Here is a 25,183-nt window from a genome sequence, read left to right as displayed (position 1 = left end):
CACACCAGGTCTTGACGGGTGACGACGCCGGTGGCAGCGTGGCAGCTATCTCGCTGAAATACTCAGTGCCCTGATTAATTCGCTGAGAGATGAGGCTGCACGAATGGACAAGGTGGTCGCCACGGCCGCGGAGGCGGTGGCCGATGTGCCGGAGGGCGCGTCGCTGGCGGTGGGCGGGTTCGGTCTGAGCGGTGTGCCGAACGTGCTGATCGAGGCGCTGTACGAGCGGGGTGTGAGCGGCCTGAGCGTGGTCTCGAACAACTGCGGGGCGATGGAGACGGGTCTTGCCGTCCTGCTCGCCGCCGGACGGATCACCCGGGTGACCGGTTCCTACATCGGGGGCAACAAGGAGTTCGCGCGCCAGTACCTGTCGGGTGAGCTGGAGCTGGAGCTGATCCCGCAGGGGACGTTGGCGGAGCGGTTGCGGGCCGGCGGTGCGGGGATCCCCGCGTTCTACACCCCGGCGGGGGTGGGCACGCAGGTCGCCGACGGCGGGCTGCCGTGGCGTTACGACGGCTCGGGCGGGGTGGCGCTGGCATCGCCTGCGAAGGAGGTGCGGGAGTTCGACGGCACCGAGTACGTGCTGGAGCGGGGTATCCGTACCGACTTCGCGCTGGTGCGGGCGGCCAAGGGCGACCGGCACGGGAACCTGGTCTTCAACAAGTCCACCCGTAACTTCAACCCGCTCGCGGCGATGGCCGGGAAGGTCACGGTCGCCGAGGTGGAGGAGCTGGTGGAGCCCGGGGAGATCGATCCGGACGCGGTGCATCTGCCGGGGATCTTCGTGCAGCGGGTGGTGGCCCTCACCCCCGAGCAGGCGGCGGACAAGAGGATCGAGCAGCGGACGGTGAGCAGCTGATGGCCTGGACGCGCCAGGAGATGGCCGCGCGGGCGGCGCGCGAGCTGGAGGACGGGCAGTACGTGAACCTCGGGATCGGGCTGCCGACGCTGATCCCGAACCACCTGCCCGCGGGGGTGGAGGTGGTCCTGGAGTCGGAGAACGGCATCCTGGGGACCGGCCCCTACCCGACCGAGGACGCCGTGGACGCGGACCTGATCAACGCCGGGAAGGAGACGGTGACGGTCCTGCCCGGGGCCTCCTTCTTCGACTCGGCGCTGTCGTTCTCGATGATCCGCGGCGGGCACATCGATGTCGCCGTGCTGGGCGCGATGCAGGTCTCCGCGGGCGGGGACCTGGCGAACTGGGCGGTCCCGGGGAAGCTGGTGACCGGGATCGGCGGGGCGATGGACCTCGTGCACGGCGCCCGCAGGGTGATCGTGGTGATGACGCACACCGCGAAGGACGGCTCGGCGAAGATCCTGACCGAGTGCGCGCTGCCGCTGACCGGGAAGGCGTGCGTGGACCGGATCATCACCGACCTCGGCGTGCTCGACGTGACCGGCGACGGACTCGTCCTCGTCGAAACCGCCCCCGGGGTCGGCGTGGAGGAGATCATCGCCAAGACCGACGCGAAGCTCACTGTCCCGGAGGGTCTGCTGTGAACACGGTGTACATCGTCGACGCGGTCCGCACTCCGATCGGCCGCTACAACGGCGGGCTCGCCGGTGTACGTCCGGACGACCTGGCCGCCCACGCGATCCGCGAGCTCCTGGCCCGCACCCCGGCCCTGGACCCGGCCCGGATCGAGGACGTCTACTTCGGCAACGCCAACGGCGCGGGCGAGGAGAACCGCAACGTCGGCCGGATGGCCGCCCTCCTGGCCGGCCTGCCGACGTCCGTGCCGGGCGTCACCGTCAACCGGCTGTGCGCCTCCGGGCTGGAAGCGGTGATCCAGGCCGCCCGCGCCATCGCGGTCGGGGACGCCTCGATCGCCGTGGCCGGCGGCGTCGAGTCGATGACCCGGGCGCCGTACGTGCTGCCCAAGAGCGACCGGCCGTTCCCCGCCGGACACGCCGAGCTGTACTCGACGACGCTGGGCTGGCGGATGGTCAACCCGAAGATGCCGCCGCAGTGGACCATCCCGCTGGGCGAGTCGGCGGAGCGTATCGCCGACAAGCACAAGATCAGCCGTGAGCAGCAGGACGAGTTCGCCCTGGCCTCGCACCGGAAGGCCGCAGCCGCGCAGGAACAGGGGCTGTTCGAGGCCGAGTCGGCGCCGGTGTCGATTCCGCGGCGCAAGGGTGAGCCGGTCGTGTTCGACGCGGACGAATGCGTACGGCCCGATGCCTCCCTCGCCGCCATTGCCAAGCTCAAGCCGTCCTTCCGCACGGAGGGGGGCACGGTGACCGCGGCGAACGCGTCGCCGCTGAACGACGGTGCGGCGGCGTTGCTGCTGACCGACGAGGAGGGGCTGCGGTCGCTCGGGCGGGAGCCGCTGGCCCGGGTCTCCGCGACCGGGGTCCACGCGCTGGACCCCGACTACTTCGGGCTGGCGCCCGTGGAGGCCGTCAACCGCGCGCTGGCCAGGGCGGGCAGGACCTTCGACGACCTCGACGTCCTCGAACTCAACGAGGCGTTCGCGGCGCAGGTGCTCGGATGCGTCGCCGAGTGGCCCGAGTTCGATCCGGCGGTTCTCAATCCGCAGGGTGGGGCGATCGCGTTGGGGCATCCGCTCGGTGCGTCGGGGGCGCGACTCGCCGGTACGGTCGCGCACCAACTCGCCCGGCGCGGCTCCGGGGTCGGCGTCGCCACCCTGTGCATCGGCGTCGGGCAAGGGCTCGCGCTGGTTCTTGAACGTTAGGTCGTGGGCACCTGCGGGTGCGTTGTGGCTGGTTGCGCAGTTCCCCGCGCCCCTAGAAGCAGGGCGCTTCACCGAGGACTTCTTATGACACTCACCCAAGCCGATATCGACGTCGAGATCGCCGCCGAGCGCGCCGCGTACGAGAAGGGGGTGGCCGAAGGCGCCCCCGTCGAGCACCACCCCCGCCGGGACTACGCCCCCTACCGGTCCTCCGTGCTGCGGCATCCGAAGCAGCCGCTGGTGGCCATCGACACCGCCCAGGACCCGGAGCTGGTGGAGCTGCACTCGCCCGCGTTCGGGGAGCGGGACATCACCGGGATAGACAATGACCTGACCCGGCAGCACAGCGGTGAGCCCGTCGGCGAGCGGATCACCGTCTCCGGGCGGCTCCTCGACCGGGACGGCCGGCCGGTCCGGGGCCAGCTGATCGAGATCTGGCAGGCCAACTCGGCGGGCCGCTACGCGCACCAGCGGGAGCAGCACGACGCCCCGCTGGACCCGAACTTCACGGGGGTCGGCCGTACGATCACCGACGCCGACGGCGGCTACCACTTCACCACGATCCAGCCGGGCCCCTACCCCTGGCGCAACCACCTCAACGCGTGGCGCCCGGCCCACATCCACTTCTCGATGTTCGGCTCGGCGTTCACGCAGCGGCTGGTGACGCAGATGTACTTCCCGAGCGACCCGCTGTTCCCGTACGACCCGATCATCCAGTCGGTGACGGACGACTCGGCCCGCCGGCGCCTGGTCGCGACCTACGACCACAGCCTGTCCGTGCCGGAGTTCTCGATGGGCTACCACTGGGACATCGTGCTGGACGGCCCGACCGCCACCTGGATCGAAGAAGGACGCTGACCCGCCATGACGAAGATCGACACGAGCAGCCCGGAGCACGTGCTGCCCACCCCGTCGCACACGGTCGGCCCGTTCTACGGCTACGCGCTGCCGTTCCGCGGCGGTGAGGACATCGCGCCCCTCGGGCACCCGGACACGGTCACGGTCCACGGGTACGTCTTCGACGGCGAGGGCAACCCGCTGCCCGACGCGCTGGTGGAACTGTGGGGAGCCGACCCGGACGGGAACGTGTCCACGACCGACGGCTCGATCCGCCGCGACCCGGCCACCGGTGACTACCTCGGCCGCAACGGCGTGGAGTTCACCGGCTGGGGCCGGATCCAGACGGACACCGACGGCCACTGGTACGCGCGGACGCTGCGGCCCGGCGCCCGCGGCGGCAGCGCACCCTACCTCAGCGTGTGCGTGTTCGCGCGCGGGCTGCTGGTGCACCTGTTCACCCGGATCTACCTGCCGGGCGACGACGCCGCGCTCGCCGCCGACCCGCTGCTCACCCGGGTGGGCGAGCGACGCGACACGCTGATCGCCACGGACGAGGGCCGGGGGACCTACCGTTTCGACATCCGCCTTCAGGGCGAGGGCGAGACGGTCTTCCTGGAGTTCCAGTGAGTTCAGCTAAGTACGGCGGCGGTGACGCCGGGCTGCTCGGTCCCGGGTGGTCCGGTTCCGCCGCCGCGGCCGTGACGAGCGACGGCGCCTTTCTGCGGGCGCTGCTCGACGCGGAGGCGGCCCTCACCCGCGCCCAGGTCGCCCTGGGGACCGCCCCGGCCGGGGCCGCGGCGGCCGTGACCGAGGCGGCCGACCCCGCCCGCTATGACGTCGGCGCCCTCGCGGAGCGCGCCCGCGGCGGCGGCAACCCGGTCATCCCGCTGGTCGCCGATCTGACGAAGGCGGTCGGCACGGAGTACGGGCCGTTCGTGCACCGGGGTGCGACCAGCCAGGACATCATGGACACGGCGACGATGCTGGTCGCCGCCCGCGCCCTGGACCTCGTGCTCGCCGACCTCGGCCGCACCGCGCAGGCCCTGGCCCTGCTCGCCGCCGAGCACCGCGACACGCCGATGCCGGGCCGCACCCTCACCCAGCACGCGGTACCGACCACGTTCGGGCTGAAGGCGGCCGGCTGGCGCTCGCTGGTCCTCGACGCCCGGGACCGCGTGACCCCGGTCCGGGAGTCGCTGCCCGCCCAACTCGGTGGCGCGGCAGGCACACTGGCCGCCCTCGGAGCGTACGGAGCGGAACACCCCGAAGAGCTTCCGGCCGCGTACGCCCGTGAACTCGCCCTAGCCGCGCCGCTGTTGCCCTGGCACACCCTGCGCACTCCGATCGCCGACCTCGCCGGCTGCCTCGCCTTCACGGCCGGGGCGCTGGGGAAGATCGCCGCGGACGTGCTGGTCCTGTCCCGTACCGAGATCGGCGAGGTCTCCGAGGGCAGCGGGGGCGGCTCCTCGGCGATGCCGCACAAGGCCAACCCCGTGCGCGCCACGCTGATCGCGGCGACCGCCCGGCGGGCCCCGCAGCTCGCGGCCGTCCTGTACGGCTCGATGGCCGCGGAGGACGAGCGGCCGGCCGGCGCCTGGCACGCCGAGTGGGAGCCGGTGCGGGATCTGCTGCGGACCGTCGCAGGCGCGGCGCGGGACGCGGCGGAGCTGGCGCAGGGGCTGCGGGCGCACCCGGAGGCGATGCGCCGGAACCTCGACCGCACCGACGGGCTGATCGTCTCGGAGCGGCTCGCCGCCGAACTCGCCCCCGTGCTGGGCCGGGCCCGCGCCAAGGAGCTGCTCACCGAACTGGCCCGCCGTACCCACACCGAGCACCGGACACTGCGTGAACTCCTCGCCGGGGAGCCCGACCTGAAGGACCTCGACCTCGACGACCTGACCGACCCCGCCCGCTACACCGGATCCGCCGGTGTGCTCACCGACCGTGCTCTGGAGCGACGTTGACCGAGAACCTCCTCAACCACCGTGTCGAGGGCCCCGCTTCGGCTCCCCCGCTGCTCCTCGGGCCGTCGCTCGGTACCTCGTACGCCCTGTGGGACGCCGTGGCACCCGAACTGTCGACCGCGCACCGGGTGGTGCGCTGGAACCTGCCGGGCCACGGCGGTTCGGCGCCCGGCCTGATCAAGCCGGGGGCGACCGTCGGTGACCTCGCCGGCCTGGTGCTCGCGCTGGCCGACTCGCTCGGCATCGAACGGTTCGCGTACGCGGGGGTGTCGCTGGGCGGTGCCGTCGGGCTCCACCTGGCCGTCCACCACCCGGACCGCCTGGAGAACCTGGCGGTGATCTGCTCCTCGGCCCACTTCGGCGGGTCCGGGCCGTGGGAGGAGCGGGCCGGGCGGGTGCGCAGGGAGGGCGTGGAGTGGCTGGCGGAGAACGCCGGCTCCCGCTGGTTCACCCCCGGGTTCACCGTGCCGCGGCTGGTCGAGGACCAGCGGACGGCCGACCCGGAGGCGTACGCCGCCTGCTGCGACGCGCTGGCCGCCTTCGACCTGCGGGACCGGCTCGGTGAGATCGCCGTCCGCACCCTGCTGATCGCCGGCCGTCAGGACGCGGCGACCCCGCCGCCGCATCTGCGGGAGATCGCGGACGCGGTCGCCGCGTCCACGCTGGTGGAGCTTCCGGGCGCCGGTCATCTGGCTCCCGCGCAGTGCCCGGAGGCCGTCGTGACCGCGCTCCGCTCCCACCTCGGCGGGGGCGCCAGGCGTGGGATGGCGGTACGGCGCGAGGTGCTCGGCGACGCGCACGTCGACGGCGCCCAGGCCCGGCAGACCCCGTTCACGGCCCGTTTCCAGGACTTCATCTCGCGCTACGCGTGGGGCGAGGTCTGGACCGACCCCACGCTCTCCCGGCGCGAACGCAGCATGATCACCCTCACCGCGCTGGTCGCCCACGGCCACTACGCCGAGCTGGCCATGCATGTGCGGGCCGCACGGCGCAACGGGCTGACGCCGGAGGAGATCGGCGCGGTGCTGCTGCAGACGGCGGTGTACTGCGGGGTCCCGGCGGCCAACTCGGCGTTCGCGACGGCACAACAGGTACTGGCGGAAGAGGAAGGGTGACCCTGCCGGGGACAGGCACAGCAGGGGGCGCTGTGCCTACGGTGGAGGCATGTCGACCATTCTGATCACGGGTGCCACCTCCGGGCTCGGCCGGTACGTCGCCTTCGAACTGGTCCGCTCGGGACACGTCGTCCTCGCGCACGGCCGCGACCCCGGCCGTACCGAGCGACTGGTCGAGGAGCTGCGCACCGAGGGCGACGCCGAGGCGTTCGTCGCGGACCTGGCCTCGCTGGCGCAGGTCCGCGAACTGGGCGCACGGGTCGCCGACGCCCGTCCCGACCTGGACGTACTGATCAACAACGCGGGCGTCGGCGCCGGCACGCCCGGCTCGGGCCGCGAACTGAGCACGGACGGCCACGAGTTGCGCCTGGCCGTCAACTACCTGGCCCCGGTGGCCCTGACCCGCGCCCTGCTGCCGGTGTTGCGCGCGGGCTCCCCGGCCCGGATCGTCAACGTGGGCTCGGCCGGCCAGGAACCCCTCGACTTCGGCGACCCCGAATTCACCCGCGGCTACCAGGGCTTCGCGGCCTACTGCCGCGCCAAGTTCGCCCTGGCGGCCCACACGTTCGCTCTCGCGGAGGAGCTGGCCGACACGGACGTGGCGGTGAACGTCCTGCACCCCGCGACCTTCATGGACACCGCGATGGTGCGGGAGGGCGGGGTAGCCCCCTGGAGCACGGTGGCGGACGGCGCCCCGGGCGTCCTGGCCCTGGCGACACAGGACCTGGGCACGGGGCGCTACTTCGACGGCACGCGCCCGGCCAGAGCCCATGAAGCGACCTACGACCGAGAAGTGCAGAAACGCCTGTCAGCGGTGACTGACCAACTCCTCGCGCTGTAGCAGCCCATCTTTTAGGGGCGCGGGGACCTGCGCGACCAGCCCCCACACACCCGCACCCGTCAACGCAACCCCCGCCCCGTATCCAAAACCTCCCGCGCCTGGGCAACCAACCCGTCCGCCCCACAGGACCGAGCCAACGCGAGCCCCCTGTTGAGCTCGGCCACCGACCGCGCTGCGATCCCGTACTCCACCCGAGCCGCCGCATGCTCGTACTGGCAGGGCGACGCCTCCAGGTAGGCAACCGCCTGCGAGGCGAGCCGCACCTGCCGCTGCCCGGTCTCCAGCGCGGCAGCGCACCGCAGCGCCTCGCCGATCGCCGTGTCCGTGCCGAACCGCTCGGCCTGCCGTCGCGCGTCGGCGGCGAGCTGGGCCGCCCGTACCGGGTCCTCGCCCGCGAGCGCGCGGGCGAGGTCGAGCGTCCAGGGCACGACCACGGGGTTGAAGTGGCCGCGCGCGGTGGCCGCCTTCTCCGCCGCCTCCAGTTCGTTCACCGCCTCCTCCGTGCGGCCGACGGCGAGCAGCAGCCGGCCGCGCACCGACCGCGGGTCCGGCATGACGATGGTGGAGGGGTACGGCGGTGCGAAGCCGTACTGTTCGGCGGTCTCCCAGGCCTGCTGGACATGGCCGCGGGCGAGCAGGGTGTCGACGAGGTTGCAGGTGGCGGTCCAGTACAGGGGCAGCCGGCGGCCGACCCGCTCGGCGATCCGCAGGGACTCCCGCAGCGAGGTCTCCGCGTCCCGGAGCCGGCCGCGCCTGCGGTGGCCGAGGCCGACGTAGGCATGGGCGAGGGCGAGGTGGCCGCCGCTCCAGCCGGACGACTCGTAGGCGCGCAGGGCCTCGTTGTACAGGCTCTCCGCGCGGTCGAGGCGGTCGGTGTAGACGTAGGAGTTGGCGAGCATCAGCAGGAGTTCGATGCCCCACTCGGAGTCGGTCCAGCCGAGGCCGGGCGCGAGCCGGCCGTTGACGAGGGCGCGGTCGCACAGCTCGACGACCTCCTCGGCGCTCTCGCCCTGGATGAGCAGGTCGAAGCCGCGCAGCATCAGCAGGGCGCGCTCGGAGTTGTCGCGGCCGGTGCAGGTGGCGGCGAGCTCGGCGAGCCGTTCGGAGCGGCGCGCGGAGACGGCCTCGCCCGCGATGCCCTCCCACATGAACTGGACGGCCTGGAGCCGGAGTTTGGCGGGTCCTTCCTCGTGCCGGGCGGCCTCCGCCTCGACCGCGCGGACGGCCTCCTCCAGCTGGTCGTTGTGGAGGAGTGCCTGGGAGAGCCGGAAGACGGCGTCGACGCGTTCGGGACCGGAGAGGCCGGGCATGCCGAGGGCGCTCTGCAGATGGCCGATGGTGACGGCGGGGTTGGTGAGCAGGGTCGCGCAGCCCAGTTCGTAGAGCACACGCGCGTGGACCTCGGGGAGGGGCGGTTCGCGCAGGGCGCGTTCGAGGCAGCGGCGCGCCGCGTCCGGGGCGCCGACGGCGAGGTGTTCCTTGGCCGCGTCCCGCAGCTGTTCGACGAGTTCCTCGTCGTCGTCCGGGTGCACCTTCAGCAGGTGGCGGGAGGCCTCGGCGATGCCGCGGCCGTCGTCCAGGACGATCTGGGCGGCGATGCCGTGCATCGCGGTGCACATCGCGGCCGGGATGGAGTTGTAGACGGCGGTGGCGATCAGCGGGTGGACGAACTCCAGGTCACCGGTGTGGGTCCGGGAGCCGGCCGGGTCGGGCGCGGTGACGATACGGGCGGTGCGCAGCAGTTCGGCGCAGCGCTCGGCGTCGTCCACGGCCATGCTGGCGAGCTGGGCGACGAGATCGACGGTGATGCCGGTGCCGAGGATCGCGGCGGCCCAGGCGAACCGGGTGGCGTCGACGCCGAGGCCCTCCAGGCGGGTGACGAGTCCGCCGCCCCTGGCCGACCGGTTCAGGGCGCGCAGTTCGCCGGCCCGGGCCTCGACGGGTTCGACCTCGCTGTCCTGGACCTTGGCGAGGAGTTCGACGGTCTCGTAGGGGTTGCCGCCGGTGACGGCCCAGACCTCGCGGCAGAACGGGGCGTCGGCGTGCTCGCCGAGGGTGGCGCGGGTGAGGCCGGCGGTGGCGTCCGGGGTGAGCGCGCTGACGGTGCGGACGGGACGGCCGGCCGCGGCGGCCACGGCGTCGAGGTGGCGGGCACTGTCGCCGCTGACCTCGCCTGGGCGGCGGGCGACCAGGACCAGGACGGACAGGTCGTCGAGGCGTTCCACGAAGGCGGCGAGCCAGGCCAGGGTCTCCTGGTCGGCCCAGTGCGCGTCGTCGACCAGCAGGACCAGCGGCCAGTCGCGTTTGGCGAGCCGGCGGACGGCGGCGACCAGGCCGTCGCAGACGCCCTGCGGGTCGGCCTGGCGGTCCCCGGGGTCGGTGATGCCGAGGGCGGGGCCGGCGATCTCGTACCAGTCGCCGAGGTACTCCCTGGCCTCCTCGGGCAGCAGGGAGACCAGGGCCGGCTGGAGCAGCTGGCGCACCACGTGGAAGGGGACGCTGCGCAGGGTCTCCACGCCGCGGGTGGACCAGACGGTACAGCCGCGGCGTTCGGCGATGCGGCGGGTCTCGGCCAGCAGCGCGGTCTTGCCGAGCCCGGCCTCGCCGCGGATCACCAGCAGGTGCCCGGCGGTGGAACGGTCGGCGCACAGGACGTCGAGTGCCTCGGTGACGGCGGCGATGTCCTCCTCGCGCTCCCAGAGGCGGGCCGAGGCGCCTCCCGGGGGCTGCTCCTCCGTCATCCTGCTACCTCCCCAAGTCGCCCGAACGACGTACAGACCACGAGCGTAGCCGTCCTGTTGGCTGTCCGGAGGCGGGTCGGGACAGCTGTTGCCGTGACGGGTGACGGCGGGTGCGGCCGGGCGACGCGGGACGCCCCCGACCTGCCGCTGTGCAGCGAACGGACCGTCAACGGGCAGGGACATGAGGCTGACTTTCGAAGATCGGGAAGCACGGGAGCGGAACCGGCCCCTCCGGGCGCTGGCGGCGGGCTCGGTCGGCAATTTCATCGAGTGGTACGAGTTCGGTGTCTACGGCTATGTCGCGACCGTCGTCGCCGAGCGGTTCTTCACCCCGGCGGGCGGGACCGCGGCCGAGGGGCTGGTGCGCACCTACGCCTCGTTCGGGCTGGCGTTCTTCTTCCGTCCGCTGGGCGCGGCCCTGTTCGGCCGGCTGGCGGACCGGTTCGGCCGGCGCCCGGTGCTGATCCTGGTGGTGGCGCTGATGACGGGCGCGACGGCGCTGATCGGGGTGCTGCCGACGTATGCGCAGGTCGGTGCGCTCGCGCCGTGGCTGCTGACGTTCCTGAGGGTGGTTCAGGGGCTGTCGGCGGGCGGGGAGTTCGGGGGCGCGGTGGCGATGCTGACCGAGTTCGCGCCGCCGGGGCGGCGGGGGCTGTACGGGGCCTGGCAGTCGTTCACCGTGGCGCTGGGCCTGCTGGGCGGGGCCGGGGTGGCGGTGGGCCTGTCCGCGATCCTGACGGCCGATCAGTTCGAGGCCTGGGGATGGCGGTTGCCGTTCCTGCTGGCGCTGCCGCTGGGCGCGCTCGCGCTGTGGCTGCGGATCGGTCTCGACGAGACGCCGGAGTTCCGGGGGCCGGCCGCGGGCGCCGGGCGCGCCGTGCGGGCGCCGGTCGGGGCGATCGCGCTGGCCGCCGCCCGGGTGATGGGCTGGTCGGCGGCCGGGTACACCTTCCTGGTGGTGCTGCCGTCGTACCTCCAGGCCGCGCTGCACACCGGCTTCCGGCAGGCGCTGCTGGCGACCGTGGTGGCGAACCTCGGGTTCGCGGCGGCGATCCTGCCGGCGGGGCTGCTCAGCGACCGGGTGGGGCGGCGGCCGGTGATGCTGGCGGGCGCCGGGCTCGTGGTGCTGCTCGCGCTGCCCCTGCTCCACCTCCTCCAGGACCCGGGGACACCGGCTGCCGTGCGGGGCGCGGCCCTGTTCGGCGCGGGCGCGGTGGTGGGGCTGATGGCCGGGCCGGGGCCCGCGCTGCTGGCCGAGATGTTCCCGGCGCGGGCCCGCTGCACGGGCCTCGGACTCGCCTACGCCCTGTCCAATGCCGTGTTCTCGGGCTGTGCGGGCCTCATCATCACGGAGGCGGTGCGGCGCACCGGGAACCTCGACGTTCCCGGCTACTACGCGGCGGCGACCTGCGCGGTCAGCGTGCTCGCGCTGCTCGGGCCGCCGCGGACCGGGACGCGACGAGAGGCGGGTTGAGACGGTGCTGGTGATCGGCCTGATGTCCGGGACGTCGTACGACGCGGTGGACGCGGCGGCGGCCGAGCTGCGGCTGCTGGACGGGACGCTGCTGCTCAAGCCGCTGGGCATGGTGAGCACGCCGTACGACGAGGAGCTGCGGGAGGCGCTCGCGGGGGCGCTGCCGCCGGCCGCGGTGCCGCTGGCGCGGGTGTGCCTGCTGGACACCCGGATCGGGCAGGCGTTCGCGGCGGCGGCGGTCCGGACGAATCGCGAACTGTGCGGTGGGCGAGCCGAGTTGGTGGTCTCGCACGGACAGACGGTCTACCACTGGGTGGACGGCGGCCGGGTGCACGGCACGCTTCAGCTCGGGCAGCCTGCGTGGATCGCGGAGGCGACGGGGCTGCCGGTCGTCGCCGACCTGCGGTCGCGGGACGTGGCGGCCGGGGGCCAGGGGGCTCCGCTGGTCAGCCTGGTCGACCTGCTGTGGCTGCGTGGGCGGGCGGGGACGCCGGTGGCGCTGAACCTCGGCGGGATCGCCAACCTCACCGCGCCCGACGGCACGGCCTTCGACACCGGTCCCGGGTGCGCGCTGCTGGACGCGGCGGTCCGGGAGTTCACCGGCGGCCGGCTGGCGTACGACGTGGACGGGGCGCTGGCGGCGCGCGGCCGTCCGCACGGGCCGCTGCTCGACGAGCTGCTGACGGAGCCGTACTACGGGCTGCCCGCGCCGAAGACGACCGGCAAGGAGCTGTTCCACGCCGGGTACTGGCGGGCGCCCGCCGGGATCTCCGCCGAGGACGCGCTGGCGACCCTCACCCACCTGACCGCCCGGACGGTGGCGGACGCGGTGCGGGGCGTGGCGGCGACGGAGGTGGTCGCGTCGGGCGGCGGCACCCGCAACCCGGAGCTGATGCGGACGCTGCGCGGCCTGCTCCCGGGGATCCCGGTGCGGGTCTCGGACGAACTCGGTCTGCCCGCGGCGGCGAAGGAGGCGTACGCCTTCGCGGTCCTCGGCTTCCTCACCGCGCACGGCCTCGCGGGGACCGCCCCGACCGCCACCGGCGCCCGCCACCCGAGCGTCCTGGGCTCGCTGACCCCGGGGCGCAACGGCCTGCGCCTGCCACCACCGGCGACGGAACCGCCGGTACGGCTGCGGATCGAGTGAGCCCCGTGCACCCGCCGACCGAGCGAGCCGCACGGGCCCGCCGACCGAGTGAGCCGTGCCGTGCGCACCCGCCGGCCCACTGAGCCGTGCCTGCCCGCTGCTCGAACAAACCGCGCCGTGCACACCCGCCGACCGACTCAGCCGTACGAGCCCGCCGACCGAACAAGCCGCGCCGTGCGCACCCCCGACCGAGTCAGCCGTGCGCACCCCCGACCGAGTCAACCGCACGGGCCCCCGTCCGAGTCAACCGCACGGGCCCCCGTCCGGATCGCGTCGGCTCACCGCGGCCGGCTCTGCGGACGACGTCGGATCGTCTCGTCCGAACATCGCCGGATCCTCTCATCCGACTTTCACCGATGCCTCATACGGTAGGAGCATGACGCAGGTGACTCCTCCCGGGTGGTATCCCGATCCCGGGCAGACAAGTGACGGTCCGGCCACCGAACGCTGGTGGGACGGCAAGGCCTGGACGGAGCAGACCCGGCCCGCCGGGTCGGCCGCCGACTGGGGTCCCCCGCCGCAGCCGACGGACGACGGGCCCGAGCCGGCCGCCGGGGCCTACCCGGCGTACCCGGCCGACGGCGGCTACGCCGCCTATCCGGGTTATCCGGGGTACCCGCCGGCGCCGCCGGCCCCGGCCAGGCGCGGGCTGCGTACCGGCGTCGCCGTCGGCGTCGCCGTGGCGGTCCTCGCCGCGATCGGGGTGGGCGCGTGGGCGCTCACCGGCAACGGCAGCGGTGGCGGCGACCAGCAGGCCTCGCAGAGCTCGGGCGGCCAGGGCGGTTTCGGCCAGGGCGGCCCCGAGGGGCAGAACGGCGGCCAGAGCGGCGGGCAGGACGGCGGCCAGGGCTTCCCGTTCGGCGGGTCGGGCGGCGGCTCGGGTTCCGGTGGCACCGACGGGGGCGCGTCGCCGTCGCCGGGCCAGTCCGAGGCGCCGAAGGTCAAGGGCGGCGGCACGGTGTCGGACTCGATCAACGCCATCAGCATCCCGGTGCCGGACGGCTGGACCGGGCAGGCGATCAGCTACGGCGCGAACGTCAGCTCCGACGACTCCTACAAGTGCCCGGGCGACACCTCGCAGACCTGCACCGCCGGCGGAGCCTACTCGGCGCCCGCGGTGGTGCTGGGCACCAAGGGGGACACGGCCGAGGAGGTCGCCAAGGCGGACATCTCGGCCAACGCCAAGGAGTCGTACGGCGGCAAGACCTACGGCTCGATCACCTCGCACGAGGTGCTGGCCTCCAAGGCGGTCACCGTGGCCGGGCAGAAGGGGTACCTGGTCCGCTGGAAGGCGATCACCAGCAAGGGCGCCGACGGCTACGTCGAGTCGCTGGCCTTCCCGTCGCCCGCGAACGCCCAGCAGATGGTGGTGGTGCGGTTCGGCGTCGACGTCGGCCAGAAGGAGTCGGTCATCGACACGATCACCAGCGGCATCAAGGTGTCCTCGGGCAGCGGCAGCGGTTCGAACGTCTGACCAGCACCGGTCCGCCCCTCCCCCGGCCCCGGACCGGTCCCGGAACAGCAGTCGGCCGGGTGGGGTGCCCCTCCGCTCAAAGGGGGCACCCCACCCGGCCGGGGGGTGCGCGCCGCCCCCGTCCCCACGGTGCGGCGCGTGCAGGTCGCCGTCCAGTCATCCCGTGGACGGCGGCCTGGGCCTAGGTCAGTCCGAGTGCGGGCAGCGCCACGGAGTCCACGAACCGGACGAGATAGTCGGCGTCGGCGTACTCGCCGGTGAGCACGGGCCGCACCCGCAGCACGCCGAACATCATGGCGGGCACGTAGTCCAGCGCGGGATGCCCCTCGGGCACCTCGCCGCGCTCGACACCGCGGCGCAGGATCTCCTGGAGCGCGGCGATCTCCGGTTCCACCAGCGCCTCGCGCAGCGCCTTCGCCAGTTCCTCGTCCGCGCTGACCGCGTGCCCCAGCGCCTGGAGCGTCTTGGTGTCCTTGCGTGACCAGTCGCCCGCGGCCCGCGCGACCTCGCGCAGGTCCCCGGCGAGCGATCCGGTGTCGATGCCGACGAAGCGCACCCGGCGGTTGGCCCGCAGCGCGGCGGCGACGAACTGCGGCTTCGTCTTCCACTGCCGGTAGAGGGTGGACTTGCTGCACCGGGTGCTGGCGGCGACCCCCTCCATGGTCACGGAGTCGTAGCCGCACTCGCGGATCTGTTCGAGCACGGCGTCGAAGAACTCCCGCTCACGCTCCGGCGTGATCTTGGAGCGGCGCGTGGCGGCGACCGAGTCCGGTCCGTCCGCGGCCTGCGACGTCATGTGCCCTGCTCCTCACTCGTTCATCACGTGCGGATCACTTCCGCCCCGCCCGCCGTTCGACCGGCGCGGAAACCTACAACCAGTGTGGCCTACGTCTATCGATACGCCACTGTACCGGTACTCGACCGTATCGGTACAGTGGCGTATCGGTACGCTTCCGTATCGAAGAGTTCGGGCCACCGTCCGGGACTCGCACAGCACCACCGTCAGTGAAGTGAGGGGGCCTGGGATGAGATCCCAGTCCGAGCCGGCAGCAGCGGAGCCGGGCGCGATAGCCCGGCCACCGCTCGTCCGTGAGCTCCTGCTCGTCGCAGGGCTCTTCCTCGTCTACAAGTTCGGGCGCCAGCTGGCCACCGGCCATACCGCCGAGGCCCTGCACAACGCCCACCGGATCTGGGACCTGGAACGGACTCTGCACCTGCCCTCGGAGGTCGACGTGCAGTCCGCACTGCTGCACGGCGACACCCTCGTCCACCTGGCCAACACCTACTACGCCACGGTTCATTTCCCGGCCACGCTGGCCTTCCTGGTCTGGCTCTACCTGAAGCGGCCCGCGCACTACGTCTGGGCCCGCCGGGTGCTGGCCCTGGTGACCGCCGCCGCCCTGGTGCTGCCGTTCACGTTCCCGCTGGCCCCGCCCCGGATGCTGGCCGCGAGCGGCCTGATCGACACCGCCCGGGTCTACGGCCCCTCCGTCTACGGCCCGCCGTCCAGCGACCACCTCTCCAACCAGTTCGCGGCGATGCCCTCGCTGCACTTCGGCTGGGCCCTGATGGTCGCGATCGGCCTGATCGTCGCGACCCGCTCCCGCTGGCGCCGGCTGTGGCTGCTGCACCCCGCGATCACCCTCCTGGTGATCGTCGGCACCGCGAACCACTACTGGCTGGACGCGGTCATCGCCACCGCGATGCTGGGCGCCGCCCTCGCCCTGGTCCCCCCGCCGCACCGCACGGCCACCACGGCCGGGCGCGGCACCCGGCACCTCGTCTCCGAGGAGCCCGCACTGGTGGGGGCGGGCCGATGAGCACCGCGGCCCTGGTCGCCGTCGTCCTCTCGCTGGTCTCGGCCGTCGCCTACGCGGCCGCCGCCGTGGCCCAGGAGCGCCTCGCCTCGAAGACGGCCGGCGCGGGCCTGCTGCGCCTGCTCGGCTCGGGTGCCTGGTGGTCGGCGGTGGGCCTGAACGCCGGCGCCGCCCTGCTGCACGTCGTGGCCCTCAAGTACGGCCCGCTCACCCTCGTCCAGCCGCTGGGCGCCCTCACCCTGGTGGCGGCGGTGCCGATGGGCGCCCGGGTGGCAGGACGCCGGGTCAGCGCGACGGAGTGGCGGGGCACCGCCCTGACCCTGCTGGGCCTCGGCGCCCTTCTGATCACGGCCTCGGGCCCGGCGCCCCACCAGGTACTGAGCCTCACCGAGGCCCTCGCCGTCGCCGGTACGACGGCGGCCCTGATCGGCGTCCTCTCCCGCCCCGGCACCCGCCCGGGCCTGCGGCACGCCACCGCGTCCGGCTTCGCCTCGGGCGTCGCCTCGGCCCTCACCCAGACGGTGACGGTGGCGGCGACCGACCGCTCGGGCCCGGCCCTGAGCGCCGAGGTGATCGTGGTCTCCCTGCTGGTCGCCGCGTTCGCGGTGGGCGGCCTGCTGCTCTCCCAGACGGCCTACCGCGGCGGCCTGGGCGCCCCGCTCGCCGTGGTCACCCTGTCCAACCCGGTCGCGGCGGCGGTCATTGGCCTGGCCCTGCTGGGCCAGGGCCTCCAGGACGGCGCCTGGGGCATCCTGCTCGCCCTGACCGGCGCGGGCCTCGCCTCCTGGGGCGTGCTCCTCCTGACCCGCGTGACACCGCCGGCACCGGTCGTCGAACCGGACGACGAACACCCGGTGGCGGCGGTCCTCGCCCTGGACCCGACCCTGCTCCCCCGCCAGCAGGCGGAACCCAAAAAACTGACGTCTCTGTAACGCGCCCCAAGGGGCGCGGGGAACTGCGCGACCAGCCACAGCCCACCCGCAGCCGCCGCACAACCGCTCCCCGCGCCCCCTCGGGCGAACCTCAGACCGTGATGATCGCCGGGTCGCTGACCCCGGGCTCCCCGTTCTCGACATGCCCGGCGAACCGCCGCACGAAGCTCGCGTCGGACTCGGACGTGACCGTCACGTCGTACCACCGCTTGCTGTGGTTGAGGTGCACGATGTGCGTCACGGTGGCCCCGGCGCGCACCGTGAACGTGCGGCCCCGGCCGCCGTACCCGTCGGCCACCGCCAGCTTCACCGTGCCGCTGCCCCTGTTGGTGAGGGTCAGCTCGATGTCGTCGCCGTGCGGCCGGGCGGTGACCTCGGGTCCCGCCACCCTGCCGGGGCCCTGGAAGGTGCGCAGGAAGCCGTTCGGGCCGTGCACGGTCAGGTCGTACGAGCCGCCCGAGTACACCGAGTTCCAGGTGTCGGAGACGGACTTGCCGGCCTCGGTGGTGTAGCTCCAGGGGCCGTCGGCGCGGTTGTCGGAGGTGACCAGGAAGGCGGCGCCGGCGTGGGCACCGGACGCGAAGGTGAGCGTGAACCTGCCCGCCGCCGCGTCCAGCGAGCCGTCCACCAGCGGGGCGTACTTGAGCGGCCGGGTGGGCCGGGAGCCGCGCTCCTGCTTGGGCAGCGCCGGGTTGGCCGGCGGGGTGGGCACGTAGTCGGGGTGGCGGTTGCCGTCCGGCGGGCGGTAGCCGTCGGTGGCGGGCAGCGCGACCGGCTTGGTGTCCTTGCGGGAGAAGTCGAACGCCGAGGTCAGGTCACCGCTGACGGTGCGCCGCCAGGGCGAGATGTTGGGCTCGTGGACGCCGAAGCGGGCCTCCATGAACCGGATGATCGAGGTGTGGTCGAGCGTCTCGGAGCAGACGTAGCCGCCCTTGCTCCACGGGGAGACGACGAGCATCGGGACGCGCTGGCCGAGGCCGTAGGCGCCGGCGGGGTGGCTCGCGTTGCCCGCGAAGAGGTCCAGGGCCGGGTCGACCGTGGACTTGCCCTGTGCGGCGGAGGACGGCGGGAACGGCGGGATCAGGTGGTCGAAGAAGCCGTCGTTCTCGTCGTACGTGATGAACACGGCCGTCTTCGCCCAGACCGCGGGGTCGGCGGTGAGCGCGTCGAGGACCTGGGAGACGTACCAGGCGCCGTAGTTGGCGGGCCAGTTGGGGTGCTCGGTGAAGGCCTCGGGGGCGACCACCCAGGAGATCTGCGGCAGTTGGCCGGCCTTGACGTCGGCCTTCAGCCGGTCGAAGAAGCCCTCGCCCTTGGTGGCGTCGGTGCCGGTGCGGGCCTTGTCGTACAGCGCGTCGCCGGGCTGGGCGTTCTGGTACTGCTTGAAGTAGAGCAGCGAGTTGTCGCCGTAGTTGCCGCGGTAGGCGTCCTGGATCCAGCCCCAGCCGCCGGCCGCGTCCAGGCCGTCGCCGACGTCCTGGTAGATCTTCCAGGAGACGCCGGCCTTCTCCAGGCGCTCGGGGTACGTCGTCCAGCTGTAGCCGGCCTCGTCGTTGCCGAGGACCGGGCCGCCGCCCTGGCCGTCGTTGCCGGTGTAACCCGTCCACATGTAGTAGCGGTTCGGGTCGGTGGAGCCCATGAACGAGCAGTGGTAGGCGTCGCAGATGGTGAACGCGTCGGCGAGCGCGTAGTGGAACGGTATGTCGTCGCGGTTCAGGTAGGCCATGGTCGTGCTGCCCTTGGCAGGCACCCACTTGTCGTACTTGCCGTTGTCGACCGCGGTGTGCGTGTCGTTCCAGCCGTGCGGGAGGTCCTGGAGGAAGGCGAGGCCCAGGTCGTCGGCGTCGGGGTGGAAGGGCAGGATGTCCTTCGTGCCGTTGGACTGCTTCCACACGGACCTGTTGTTCTGGGTGACCGAGCGGGGGTCGCCGAAGCCGCGGACGCCGTTGAGGGTGCCGAAGTAGTGGTCGAACGACCGGTTCTCCTGCATCAGGACGACGATGTGCTCGACGTCCTCGATCGACCCGGTGCGGTGGTTCGCGGGCAGTGCGGCGGCGCGCTGGATGCTGCTGGACAGCGCGGTGAACGCCGTGGTGGCGCCCGCCAGTTGGAGGAATCGGCGCCGGTTTACTTCGGGCATGGGTGAGCGACCTCTCATCCTGACGCACGGGTTGGCCGGAACAGGGCGGATTGTGCGCGGTGCGAGTGTTCCAAGGGCATCGAACGTCAGGGAAGGGTCCGGTGGCGCGGATGTGAAACTCGGCGGTACGTGAGGTAGGTAATCGGTAAGGAGACGGAACCGGCCGCGGCGGGGGGCCGCGGCCGGACGCCCGGCGTCAGCTGATGAAGGAGCCCGCGGCGCAGGCGCTCTCCGTCACCCACTGGTGGGACATGATGTTGTCGTTCATGGGGTGGCCGTCGGTGAAGTGGTCGCGGGTGAGGTCGTCCACGTAGAGCTCGCCCGGCTTCAGGCAGCCGTAGCCGCCCCCGTAGTTGGCGTAGTAGTAGAAGGCGACGACGTCCTTGCCGCCGACGTAGCCGCTGTTCATCACGGAGGAGGCGGAGTTGGCGACGCCCTGGAAGCCGCCGGAGCCGTCGGCCCAGCTGGCGTCGTTGCCCGCGCTGACGCCGAGCAGGCCGCCCGCGCAGTCCCAGTCCCGCCAGGCCCGCACGTTGCCGTCGCGGCCCGGCCAGGCCGCGTTGCAGCCGGCGGAGGCCTGGGCGGTCGTCGGCACGGCGAAGCCGACGGCCGCGAGGGCCAGCGTGGTGAGGGCGAGGGTCATTTTGCGCATGATGAATCCCGTTCTGCCTCGTCGGAGGCGGTCGGTGTGGGAAACGGCCGCGGCGGGCGCCGCAGAGTCATGGGGTCGCGGCAGGTGTCAGGTGCGGGCGGGCACGATCCGCTCGGCGCGCTCCAGTGCCTTGAGGCGCACCTGCCGGTAGGCGTCGAGACGGGCGCCGTACTCGCCGCCCAGCCCGGCCAGGTAGTGGGCCTCGCGTTCCTGGCCCACGGACCTGAGGGAGACCCGGCGGGCGCAGGTGGCGTCGGCGACCGCGATCCGGGTCTCGGCGGCGAAGCTGCGGGCCTCCTCGGCCCGGGTCTGGTCCGCGGGGTGCTCGCGGGTGGCCTGCCGGGCCGCGTCCGGGTCCGGGTAGGGGTGGCCGGCCCGCCGCATGCAGGCCGACCACGCGTGCACGGCGGCGGTGAACCGCGGGTCGTGCAGCAGCTTGCCGACGTAGAGCGGGCGCAGGTTGCTCGCCGTGGTGTCGAGCCTGAACCAGGTCCCCGGATCGCCGTACAGCCGCCGCTCCGCCTCGGCGTCGCAGCCGCCGGTCTGCTTGCTGACCTTCCCCCCGCCCGGGAGGTCGGTGCGCAGCAGCTCGGCCTGCCGACCGCCGTCGAGAGCGGTGTCGTACGCGGCCCTGCGGGTGGCGTTGAGGCCCGTGCGGTAGGCGCGGTTGGGGTTGTGCAGCCGGGCGCGGTCCTCCTTCGCCGTGATCCGGCTGCCGTATCCGTGGGTGCGGGCCCAGTCGACGTCGTCCTGGACGTAGCCGAGCGGCCTGCTCTCGGCCAGGCTCAGCGGGCGGTCGGTCCAGTAGCGGAACCCGTGGCGGGCCATGCACCGGGCGACCAGGCGCTGTTCGGCGTCCGAGACCCGCAGGTCCTCCGCGTAGCCGAGGTCGCGGACCCGGTGCGCGGCGACGGGGGCCGAGCCGTCGCCGGACGCCCGGGAGCAGCCGGTGAGGGCGAGCGCGGCCACGGCGGCGACGGCGCTCAGCCGCACGGTCCTTCGGCGGAAGGCGGTGCGCTTCATCGGGCGGCTCATCGGGCGGCTCCTCGGGCGTACGGCGAACGGCTCGGTGCTTACGGGCCGTTGACGCCCCGGGCAGGGCGTTCGTATGACATACGACCGCGAGGAATTTCCGACGCCGCGGACGGCACCACAGAGGGCACCGCGGACGGCGTCGCGGATCACACGGCGGATCCGGGCGCGCGGTCATACGAGCGCCGGCCGGCGGCCGTCTCCCGCACAGGGGCCGCTATGGCCACCCACAGAAACCAGCCAACTGCGACAGAAGGGAGTACGGCTCCCGCAGCGCCGCCGGGCCCTGTCCCCGGTCGGCATGCCGGGCGTCGCGGCGGTTCCGTCCGGCGGGTCGGACGGAACGGTTCCGGACACGACGGCCCGGCCGTCGGGCTGCCCGCACGGTGGCCGCCGATATCGTTGTCGGCATCCGCGGGGCGGCGATCGGGGACCGATGTTCGAAGTACGTCTGCTCGGCCCGGTGGAGGTCTGGGACGGGGGCAGGCGGGCCCCGCTCGGCGGCTCCCGGCCACTCGCCGTCCTCACCGCGCTCGTCGTCCACCTGGGCGAGGTGATCTCCACCGAACGTCTGGTGGACTTCGTCTGGGACGAGGAGGCGCCGGCCACCGCGGGCGCCCTGGTCGCCACCCATGTCTCCGCCGTACGCCGGGCCCTGTCCCGCGTCGGCACCGCCGACCTGGTCCGCACCCGGCCCCCGGGCTACGTCGCCGACCTCTCCCCCGACAGGGTCGACGCCCGCCGCTTCGAGGAACTCCTCACGGCCGGGCGGTCCCTGGGCCGCACCGAGGAGGCCGCCGACGTGCTCACCGAGGCGCTCGGGCTGTGGCGGGGCCGGGATGCGCTGGAGGGGCTCGGGCAGTCGTTCGCCCGGATCGAGGCGGCCCGGCTCACCGAGCTGCGGCTGGTGGCCCAGGAGGAGTCCTTCGGGCTGGCCCTGGACCTCGACCGCGCGGACGCCACCATCGCGCCGCTGCTCGCCCATGTGGCCGCCCATCCGCTGCGCGAGCGGCCGCGCGGCCAGCTGATGACCGCCCTGTTCCGCACCGGCCGGGTCTCCGACGCGCTGCGCGTCTACCAGGAGGGCCGGTCGGTGCTCCGCGACGAACTGGGCATCGACCCGGGTCCCGAGCTGCGGGCGGTGCACCAGGCCGTCCTCACCCAGGACACCGGCGCGCTGGGCGACGGGCGGGCCGCCCGGCCGGTCCCGGCTCCCCGGAACGGGCGGAGCCGTCCCGCGCCCTCCCATCTGCCGCCCGACATCGCCGACTTCGTGGGCCGGGCGGAGCAGGTCAGGTGGGCGACGGAGCTGGTGCGGAGCGTCGGCGACACCGGCCGGACCGCACCGCCGATCGGGGTGATCTCCGGGCGCTCCGGCATCGGCAAGACCGCCCTCGCCGTGCACGTCGGCCACCGCACCGCCGACCTCTTCCCGGACGGCCGGCTCTTCGTGGACCTGCGGGCCGCGGACGCCACCCCGCTGGAACCCGCCGACGCGCTGGCCCGGCTGCTGCGCGCGATGGGCGTCGACCCGGACACGCTGCCCTCCGGCGTCGAGGAGCTGACCGGCCTGTACCGCACCCACATCGGGCACCGGCGGACCCTGATCGTCCTGGACAACGCGGCCGGTGAGGCGCACCTGCGGCCCCTGCTGCCACCGGGCCCCGGTGCGGCGGTGCTGATCACCAGCCGCCGCCGGCTGGTGGCGCTGGAGGGCGCCGCCCATCTGGACCTCGCCGTCCCTGACGAGGCCGAGGCCCTCGGCCTGCTGCGCCGGGTGGCCGGTGCCGGGCGGAGCTGGGCGGAGCCGGAGCAGGCCGCCGAGATCGTCGCCCTGTGCGGGCGGCTGCCGCTCGCGGTGCGGATCGCCGGTGCCCGCCTCGCCGCCCGTCCGCACTGGGCGCCCGGCCGGCTCGTCGGGCGGCTGCGCGACGAGCGCCGCCGGCTCAACGAACTCAGTGCCGGGGACCTGGAGTTGCGCGCCAGCCTGGAGCTCGGCTACTCGGACCTCGACGCGCAGGAGCGCCGGGCCCTGCGCCGCCTCGCCCTGCTGGACCTGCCCGACTTCGCGGCCTGGATCGCGGCTCCCCTGCTCGGCATAGGGACGGAGGAAGCCGAGGAGGCCGTCGAGCGGCTGGTGGACTGCCACTTCATCGACGTGGTCGGCGTGGACGGCACCGGTCTCGCCCGCTACCGCATCCACGACCTCGCCCGCGAACACGCCCGTGAGCGCTGCCTCGTCGAGGAGAGCGCCGAGGACCGCGCCGCCGCGGTGCTGCGGCTGGCCGCGAGCTGGCTGGACCTCGCCCGCAAGGCCGCCGCCCGGGGCCCGGGGGGCGCGACCCGCCACTTCCCCGAACCGGCCGCCGTCCGCCCGCTCGGCCCCGAGATCGAGGAGGCGGTCCTCGCCCGGCCCGCGGCCTGGTTCGCCGCCGAACAGGCCGGGCTGCTGGCCGCCGTGACGCACTGCGCCGACCACGGCATGGCCCGCACCGCCCGTGACCTCGCCGGGGCGTTGATAGCGAGTTCCGCGGCGCTGTACAACCAGTTCGACGCCTGGTCCCGCGCGCACACGGCGGCCATGGCGGCGGTACGGCGCGGCGGTGACGTGGAGGGCGAGGCCTGGCTCCTCGCCGGGCTCGGCCAACTCCGTTATGAGCAGGACCGGTTCGAGGACTCCTACGCCTACTTCGCGGACGCGTTGCGGCTGTTCGGGGAGCGGCTGCCGGACGGGGCGGCCGTGGCCCTGGCCGGGATGGGCACCGCCCGCCGCGAACAGGCCCGCTACGGCGAGGCGTTGGAGCTGCTGGAGGCCGCGCTGGAGCGGTACGGCGACACGGGCGACGCCGGTGCGCGGGCGGGCGTGCTGTACGGCATCGGCTACGTGCACCGCGAGCAGGGGCGCGGCCCGCAGGCCCGGGCGGCGCTGTCCGGGGCCCTCGCGCTGTACCGGGCGGCGGCCGACCTGCACGGCGAGGGGCTCACCCTGCGCTCGCTGGCCCTGTGCGACCGGGCCGAGGGCCGGTACGCGGATGCCGAACGGCTCTTCCTCGACGCGCTGCGGATCTTCACCGGACTGCACGACACCTTCGGCGTGATGTACACCGAACAGGCGCTGGCCAAGGTGGAGTTGCGCACCGGACGGCCGGCTGAGGCGGGGCGGCGGCTGATGCGCTGCCTGGCCGTGGCCCGGGAGCGCCAGGACCGGTTCGGCGAGGCGCTGGTGCTGCGCACGCTCGGGGAGCTGCGGCTGGCGGCCGGTGACACCGAGGCGGCCCGGGAGCCGCTGGAGCGGGCGGCGGCCCTCTGGGGGGAGTTGGGGCTGCCGCTGTGGCGGGCCCGCACGGTGTGGGACCTGGCCGGGGTGTGGTCGGCCGACGGCGAGCCGGAACGGGCGCGCGCGGCGCGGGCGGAGGCACTGGAGGTCTTCCGGTCGGTCGGCGGACGGGAGGCGTCGGAGCGAGCGGGGGACGGGACGCCGTAGCCGTACGGCGGCAGCGGCAGCGGCAGCGGCAGCGGCAGCGCATCGCGCCGGATCGTCGCTGCAGAAGGCCTGGTGACGCGCTTGCAGGCAAGCTGCAGAGCAATTGCAGAGGCCCCGGGCACGCTGTTCTTCGTGACGGACATCATCACGCTCTCCGACTCCCGGGTCGCCGAGGTCACCGAGCAGGAGTGCGGTGAACCGCTGGTCGACCTGCGGGACACCCCCGGCCTGCGGATCGACCTCCGGCAGGCCGACGCCGACGGCAGCTACGCCCACCTGCGCCTCGGGGCGCTGCGCAGGCTGCGCCAGGCGCAGTCGCTGCTGCCCGCCGGGCTCCGGTTCCTGGTGGTCGAGGGGTACCGGCCGCCCGACCTGCAGCGCCGCTACTTCGAGCAGTACGCGGCGACGCTGCGCGCGGCCCACCCCGACGCCGGCCCGGACCGGATCCGCGAGCTGGCCAGCGCCTACATCTCGCCGCCGGAGGTGGCCCCGCACGTGAGCGGCGGGGCGGTGGACCTGACCCTGTGCACCGCCGACGGCACCGAGCTGCCGCTGGGCACGGAGGTCAACGCCACCCCGGAGGAGAGCGCGGGCGCCTGCCGTACCGGGGCACCGAACGTGGGCGCCGAGGCGCGCGCCAACCGGGTGCTGATGGGCCGGGCGCTGACCACGGCCGGCTTCGTCAACTACCCCACGGAGTGGTGGCACTGGTCCTACGGCGACCGGTACTGGGCCCTGCTGAGCGGGGCGCCGGCCGCCCGCTACGGGCCCGCCGCCGCACCCGTCGGGACCGCGTGACCGGCGGACCCGGCACCTCTCGCACCACCG

Annotated in this window: 20 protein-coding genes; 15 read left to right on the top strand and 5 right to left on the bottom strand. The window is 73.8% G+C overall.

The annotated features are described in order from the left end of the window. Positions 1-103 precede the first annotated feature (103 nt). The 8 genes from ACGF5O_RS28655 to ACGF5O_RS28620 all read left to right on the top strand — a co-directional run bounded on the left by ACGF5O_RS28655 (position 104) and on the right by ACGF5O_RS28620 (position 7,462). Positions 104-859, top strand: coding sequence for a CoA transferase subunit A (locus ACGF5O_RS28655; protein ID WP_393812761.1), 756 nt, complete (start codon positions 104-106; stop codon positions 857-859). Next, entirely contained in the window at positions 859-1,503 is a 645-nt protein-coding gene (locus tag ACGF5O_RS28650; RefSeq protein WP_393812760.1) for a CoA transferase subunit B, read from the top strand. Before ACGF5O_RS28655 ends, ACGF5O_RS28650 begins: the two co-directional genes overlap by 1 nt. Further along, the gene (locus ACGF5O_RS28645; protein WP_393812759.1) at positions 1,500-2,702 is read left to right on the top strand and encodes a thiolase family protein; all 1,203 of its coding nucleotides are present in this window, start codon (positions 1,500-1,502) and stop codon (positions 2,700-2,702) included. The genes ACGF5O_RS28650 and ACGF5O_RS28645 overlap by 4 nt, the downstream gene beginning before the upstream one ends. 84 nt (positions 2,703-2,786) lie before the next feature. Then, positions 2,787-3,560: a protocatechuate 3,4-dioxygenase subunit beta gene (gene pcaH / locus ACGF5O_RS28640; protein WP_393812758.1), complete on the top strand. Its 774-nt coding sequence runs from the start codon at positions 2,787-2,789 to the stop codon at positions 3,558-3,560. A gap of 6 nt (positions 3,561-3,566) precedes the next feature. Beyond that, the gene (pcaG, locus tag ACGF5O_RS28635) at positions 3,567-4,169 is read left to right on the top strand and encodes a protocatechuate 3,4-dioxygenase subunit alpha (RefSeq protein WP_393812757.1); all 603 of its coding nucleotides are present in this window, start codon (positions 3,567-3,569) and stop codon (positions 4,167-4,169) included. Then, positions 4,166-5,506 (top strand): 3-carboxy-cis,cis-muconate cycloisomerase, encoded by a 1,341-nt coding sequence (gene pcaB / locus ACGF5O_RS28630; protein WP_393812756.1) that lies wholly within the window; start codon positions 4,166-4,168, stop codon positions 5,504-5,506. Before pcaG ends, pcaB begins: the two co-directional genes overlap by 4 nt. After that, positions 5,503-6,621 carry a 3-oxoadipate enol-lactonase gene (pcaD, locus tag ACGF5O_RS28625; protein ID WP_393812755.1) on the top strand — a complete coding sequence of 373 codons (1,119 nt, stop codon included), beginning with the start codon at positions 5,503-5,505 and terminating at the stop codon, positions 6,619-6,621. The genes pcaB and pcaD overlap by 4 nt, the downstream gene beginning before the upstream one ends. A gap of 49 nt (positions 6,622-6,670) precedes the next feature. Continuing rightward, positions 6,671-7,462, top strand: coding sequence for an SDR family NAD(P)-dependent oxidoreductase (locus ACGF5O_RS28620; protein ID WP_393812754.1), 792 nt, complete (start codon positions 6,671-6,673; stop codon positions 7,460-7,462). Positions 7,463-7,521: 59 nt separating this feature from the next. Here ACGF5O_RS28620 and ACGF5O_RS28615 read toward each other — a convergent pair whose 3' ends face one another. Beyond that, positions 7,522-10,203, bottom strand: coding sequence for an ATP-binding protein (locus ACGF5O_RS28615; RefSeq protein WP_393812753.1), 2,682 nt, complete (start codon positions 10,201-10,203; stop codon positions 7,522-7,524). Between the two features lie 181 nt (positions 10,204-10,384). Here ACGF5O_RS28615 and ACGF5O_RS28610 point away from each other — a divergent pair, with 181 nt between their 5' ends. The 3 genes from ACGF5O_RS28610 (at position 10,385) to ACGF5O_RS28600 (ending at position 14,298) form a co-directional block, all read left to right on the top strand. Beyond that, positions 10,385-11,677, top strand: coding sequence for an MFS transporter (locus ACGF5O_RS28610; RefSeq protein ID WP_393812752.1), 1,293 nt, complete (start codon positions 10,385-10,387; stop codon positions 11,675-11,677). A 4-nt stretch (positions 11,678-11,681) separates the two neighbouring features. Further along, positions 11,682-12,824: an anhydro-N-acetylmuramic acid kinase gene (locus ACGF5O_RS28605; protein ID WP_393812751.1), complete on the top strand. Its 1,143-nt coding sequence runs from the start codon at positions 11,682-11,684 to the stop codon at positions 12,822-12,824. 376 nt (positions 12,825-13,200) lie between these two features. Then, entirely contained in the window at positions 13,201-14,298 is a 1,098-nt protein-coding gene (locus ACGF5O_RS28600; RefSeq protein ID WP_393812750.1) for a DUF2510 domain-containing protein, read from the top strand. 181 nt (positions 14,299-14,479) lie between these two features. Here ACGF5O_RS28600 and ACGF5O_RS28595 read toward each other — a convergent pair whose 3' ends face one another. Beyond that, positions 14,480-15,094: a TetR/AcrR family transcriptional regulator C-terminal ligand-binding domain-containing protein gene (locus tag ACGF5O_RS28595; protein WP_393812749.1), complete on the bottom strand. Its 615-nt coding sequence runs from the start codon at positions 15,092-15,094 to the stop codon at positions 14,480-14,482. Positions 15,095-15,323: 229 nt separating this feature from the next. Between ACGF5O_RS28595 and ACGF5O_RS28590 the strand changes: the two genes are divergently transcribed. Together ACGF5O_RS28590 and ACGF5O_RS28585 are read left to right on the top strand one after the other, a co-directional pair. After that, the gene (locus ACGF5O_RS28590; RefSeq protein WP_393812748.1) at positions 15,324-16,118 is read left to right on the top strand and encodes a phosphatase PAP2 family protein; all 795 of its coding nucleotides are present in this window, start codon (positions 15,324-15,326) and stop codon (positions 16,116-16,118) included. After that, positions 16,115-17,047 (top strand): hypothetical protein, encoded by a 933-nt coding sequence (locus ACGF5O_RS28585; protein WP_393812747.1) that lies wholly within the window; start codon positions 16,115-16,117, stop codon positions 17,045-17,047. Before ACGF5O_RS28590 ends, ACGF5O_RS28585 begins: the two co-directional genes overlap by 4 nt. A gap of 91 nt (positions 17,048-17,138) precedes the next feature. Here ACGF5O_RS28585 and ACGF5O_RS28580 read toward each other — a convergent pair whose 3' ends face one another. The 3 genes from ACGF5O_RS28580 to ACGF5O_RS28570 form a co-directional block, all read right to left on the bottom strand. Next, positions 17,139-19,187, bottom strand: coding sequence for a phosphocholine-specific phospholipase C (locus ACGF5O_RS28580; protein ID WP_393812746.1), 2,049 nt, complete (start codon positions 19,185-19,187; stop codon positions 17,139-17,141). Between the two features lie 196 nt (positions 19,188-19,383). After that, positions 19,384-19,839 carry a hypothetical protein gene (locus ACGF5O_RS28575; RefSeq protein WP_393812745.1) on the bottom strand — a complete coding sequence of 152 codons (456 nt, stop codon included), beginning with the start codon at positions 19,837-19,839 and terminating at the stop codon, positions 19,384-19,386. An 87-nt stretch (positions 19,840-19,926) separates the two neighbouring features. Further along, positions 19,927-20,874: a hypothetical protein gene (locus ACGF5O_RS28570; RefSeq protein WP_393812744.1), complete on the bottom strand. Its 948-nt coding sequence runs from the start codon at positions 20,872-20,874 to the stop codon at positions 19,927-19,929. A 433-nt stretch (positions 20,875-21,307) separates the two neighbouring features. On the opposite strand from ACGF5O_RS28570, the gene ACGF5O_RS28565 reads away from it, so the two are divergent. Beyond that, the gene (locus ACGF5O_RS28565) at positions 21,308-24,355 is read left to right on the top strand and encodes a BTAD domain-containing putative transcriptional regulator (RefSeq protein ID WP_393812743.1); all 3,048 of its coding nucleotides are present in this window, start codon (positions 21,308-21,310) and stop codon (positions 24,353-24,355) included. 132 nt (positions 24,356-24,487) lie between these two features. Further along, positions 24,488-25,153: a M15 family metallopeptidase gene (locus tag ACGF5O_RS28560; protein ID WP_393812742.1), complete on the top strand. Its 666-nt coding sequence runs from the start codon at positions 24,488-24,490 to the stop codon at positions 25,151-25,153. Positions 25,154-25,183 lie beyond the last annotated feature (30 nt).

It is taken from the genome of Streptomyces sp. NPDC048291, assembly GCF_043201715.1.
In the GTDB taxonomy this organism is placed as follows: domain Bacteria; phylum Actinomycetota; class Actinomycetes; order Streptomycetales; family Streptomycetaceae; genus Streptomyces.
The sequence above is the reverse complement of the archived record's forward strand: the minus strand, read 5'-3'. Positions and strand labels throughout refer to the sequence as shown.

Coding starts and splice junctions, on each gene's coding strand:
- ACGF5O_RS28655 (WP_393812761.1), top strand. CDS start 104: ATGGACAAGGTGGTCGCCACGGCCGCGGAGGCGGTGGCCGATGTGCCG.
- ACGF5O_RS28650 (WP_393812760.1), top strand. CDS start 859: ATGGCCTGGACGCGCCAGGAGATGGCCGCGCGGGCGGCGCGCGAGCTG.
- pcaH (WP_393812758.1), top strand. CDS start 2,787: ATGACACTCACCCAAGCCGATATCGACGTCGAGATCGCCGCCGAGCGC.
- pcaG (WP_393812757.1), top strand. CDS start 3,567: ATGACGAAGATCGACACGAGCAGCCCGGAGCACGTGCTGCCCACCCCG.
- ACGF5O_RS28620 (WP_393812754.1), top strand. CDS start 6,671: ATGTCGACCATTCTGATCACGGGTGCCACCTCCGGGCTCGGCCGGTAC.
- ACGF5O_RS28615 (WP_393812753.1), bottom strand. CDS start 10,203: ATGACGGAGGAGCAGCCCCCGGGAGGCGCCTCGGCCCGCCTCTGGGAG.
- ACGF5O_RS28610 (WP_393812752.1), top strand. CDS start 10,385: ATGAGGCTGACTTTCGAAGATCGGGAAGCACGGGAGCGGAACCGGCCC.
- ACGF5O_RS28600 (WP_393812750.1), top strand. CDS start 13,201: ATGACGCAGGTGACTCCTCCCGGGTGGTATCCCGATCCCGGGCAGACA.
- ACGF5O_RS28595 (WP_393812749.1), bottom strand. CDS start 15,094: ATGACGTCGCAGGCCGCGGACGGACCGGACTCGGTCGCCGCCACGCGC.
- ACGF5O_RS28590 (WP_393812748.1), top strand. CDS start 15,324: ATGAGATCCCAGTCCGAGCCGGCAGCAGCGGAGCCGGGCGCGATAGCC.
- ACGF5O_RS28585 (WP_393812747.1), top strand. CDS start 16,115: ATGAGCACCGCGGCCCTGGTCGCCGTCGTCCTCTCGCTGGTCTCGGCC.
- ACGF5O_RS28580 (WP_393812746.1), bottom strand. CDS start 19,187: ATGCCCGAAGTAAACCGGCGCCGATTCCTCCAACTGGCGGGCGCCACC.
- ACGF5O_RS28575 (WP_393812745.1), bottom strand. CDS start 19,839: ATGCGCAAAATGACCCTCGCCCTCACCACGCTGGCCCTCGCGGCCGTC.
- ACGF5O_RS28570 (WP_393812744.1), bottom strand. CDS start 20,874: ATGAGCCGCCCGATGAAGCGCACCGCCTTCCGCCGAAGGACCGTGCGG.
- ACGF5O_RS28565 (WP_393812743.1), top strand. CDS start 21,308: ATGTTCGAAGTACGTCTGCTCGGCCCGGTGGAGGTCTGGGACGGGGGC.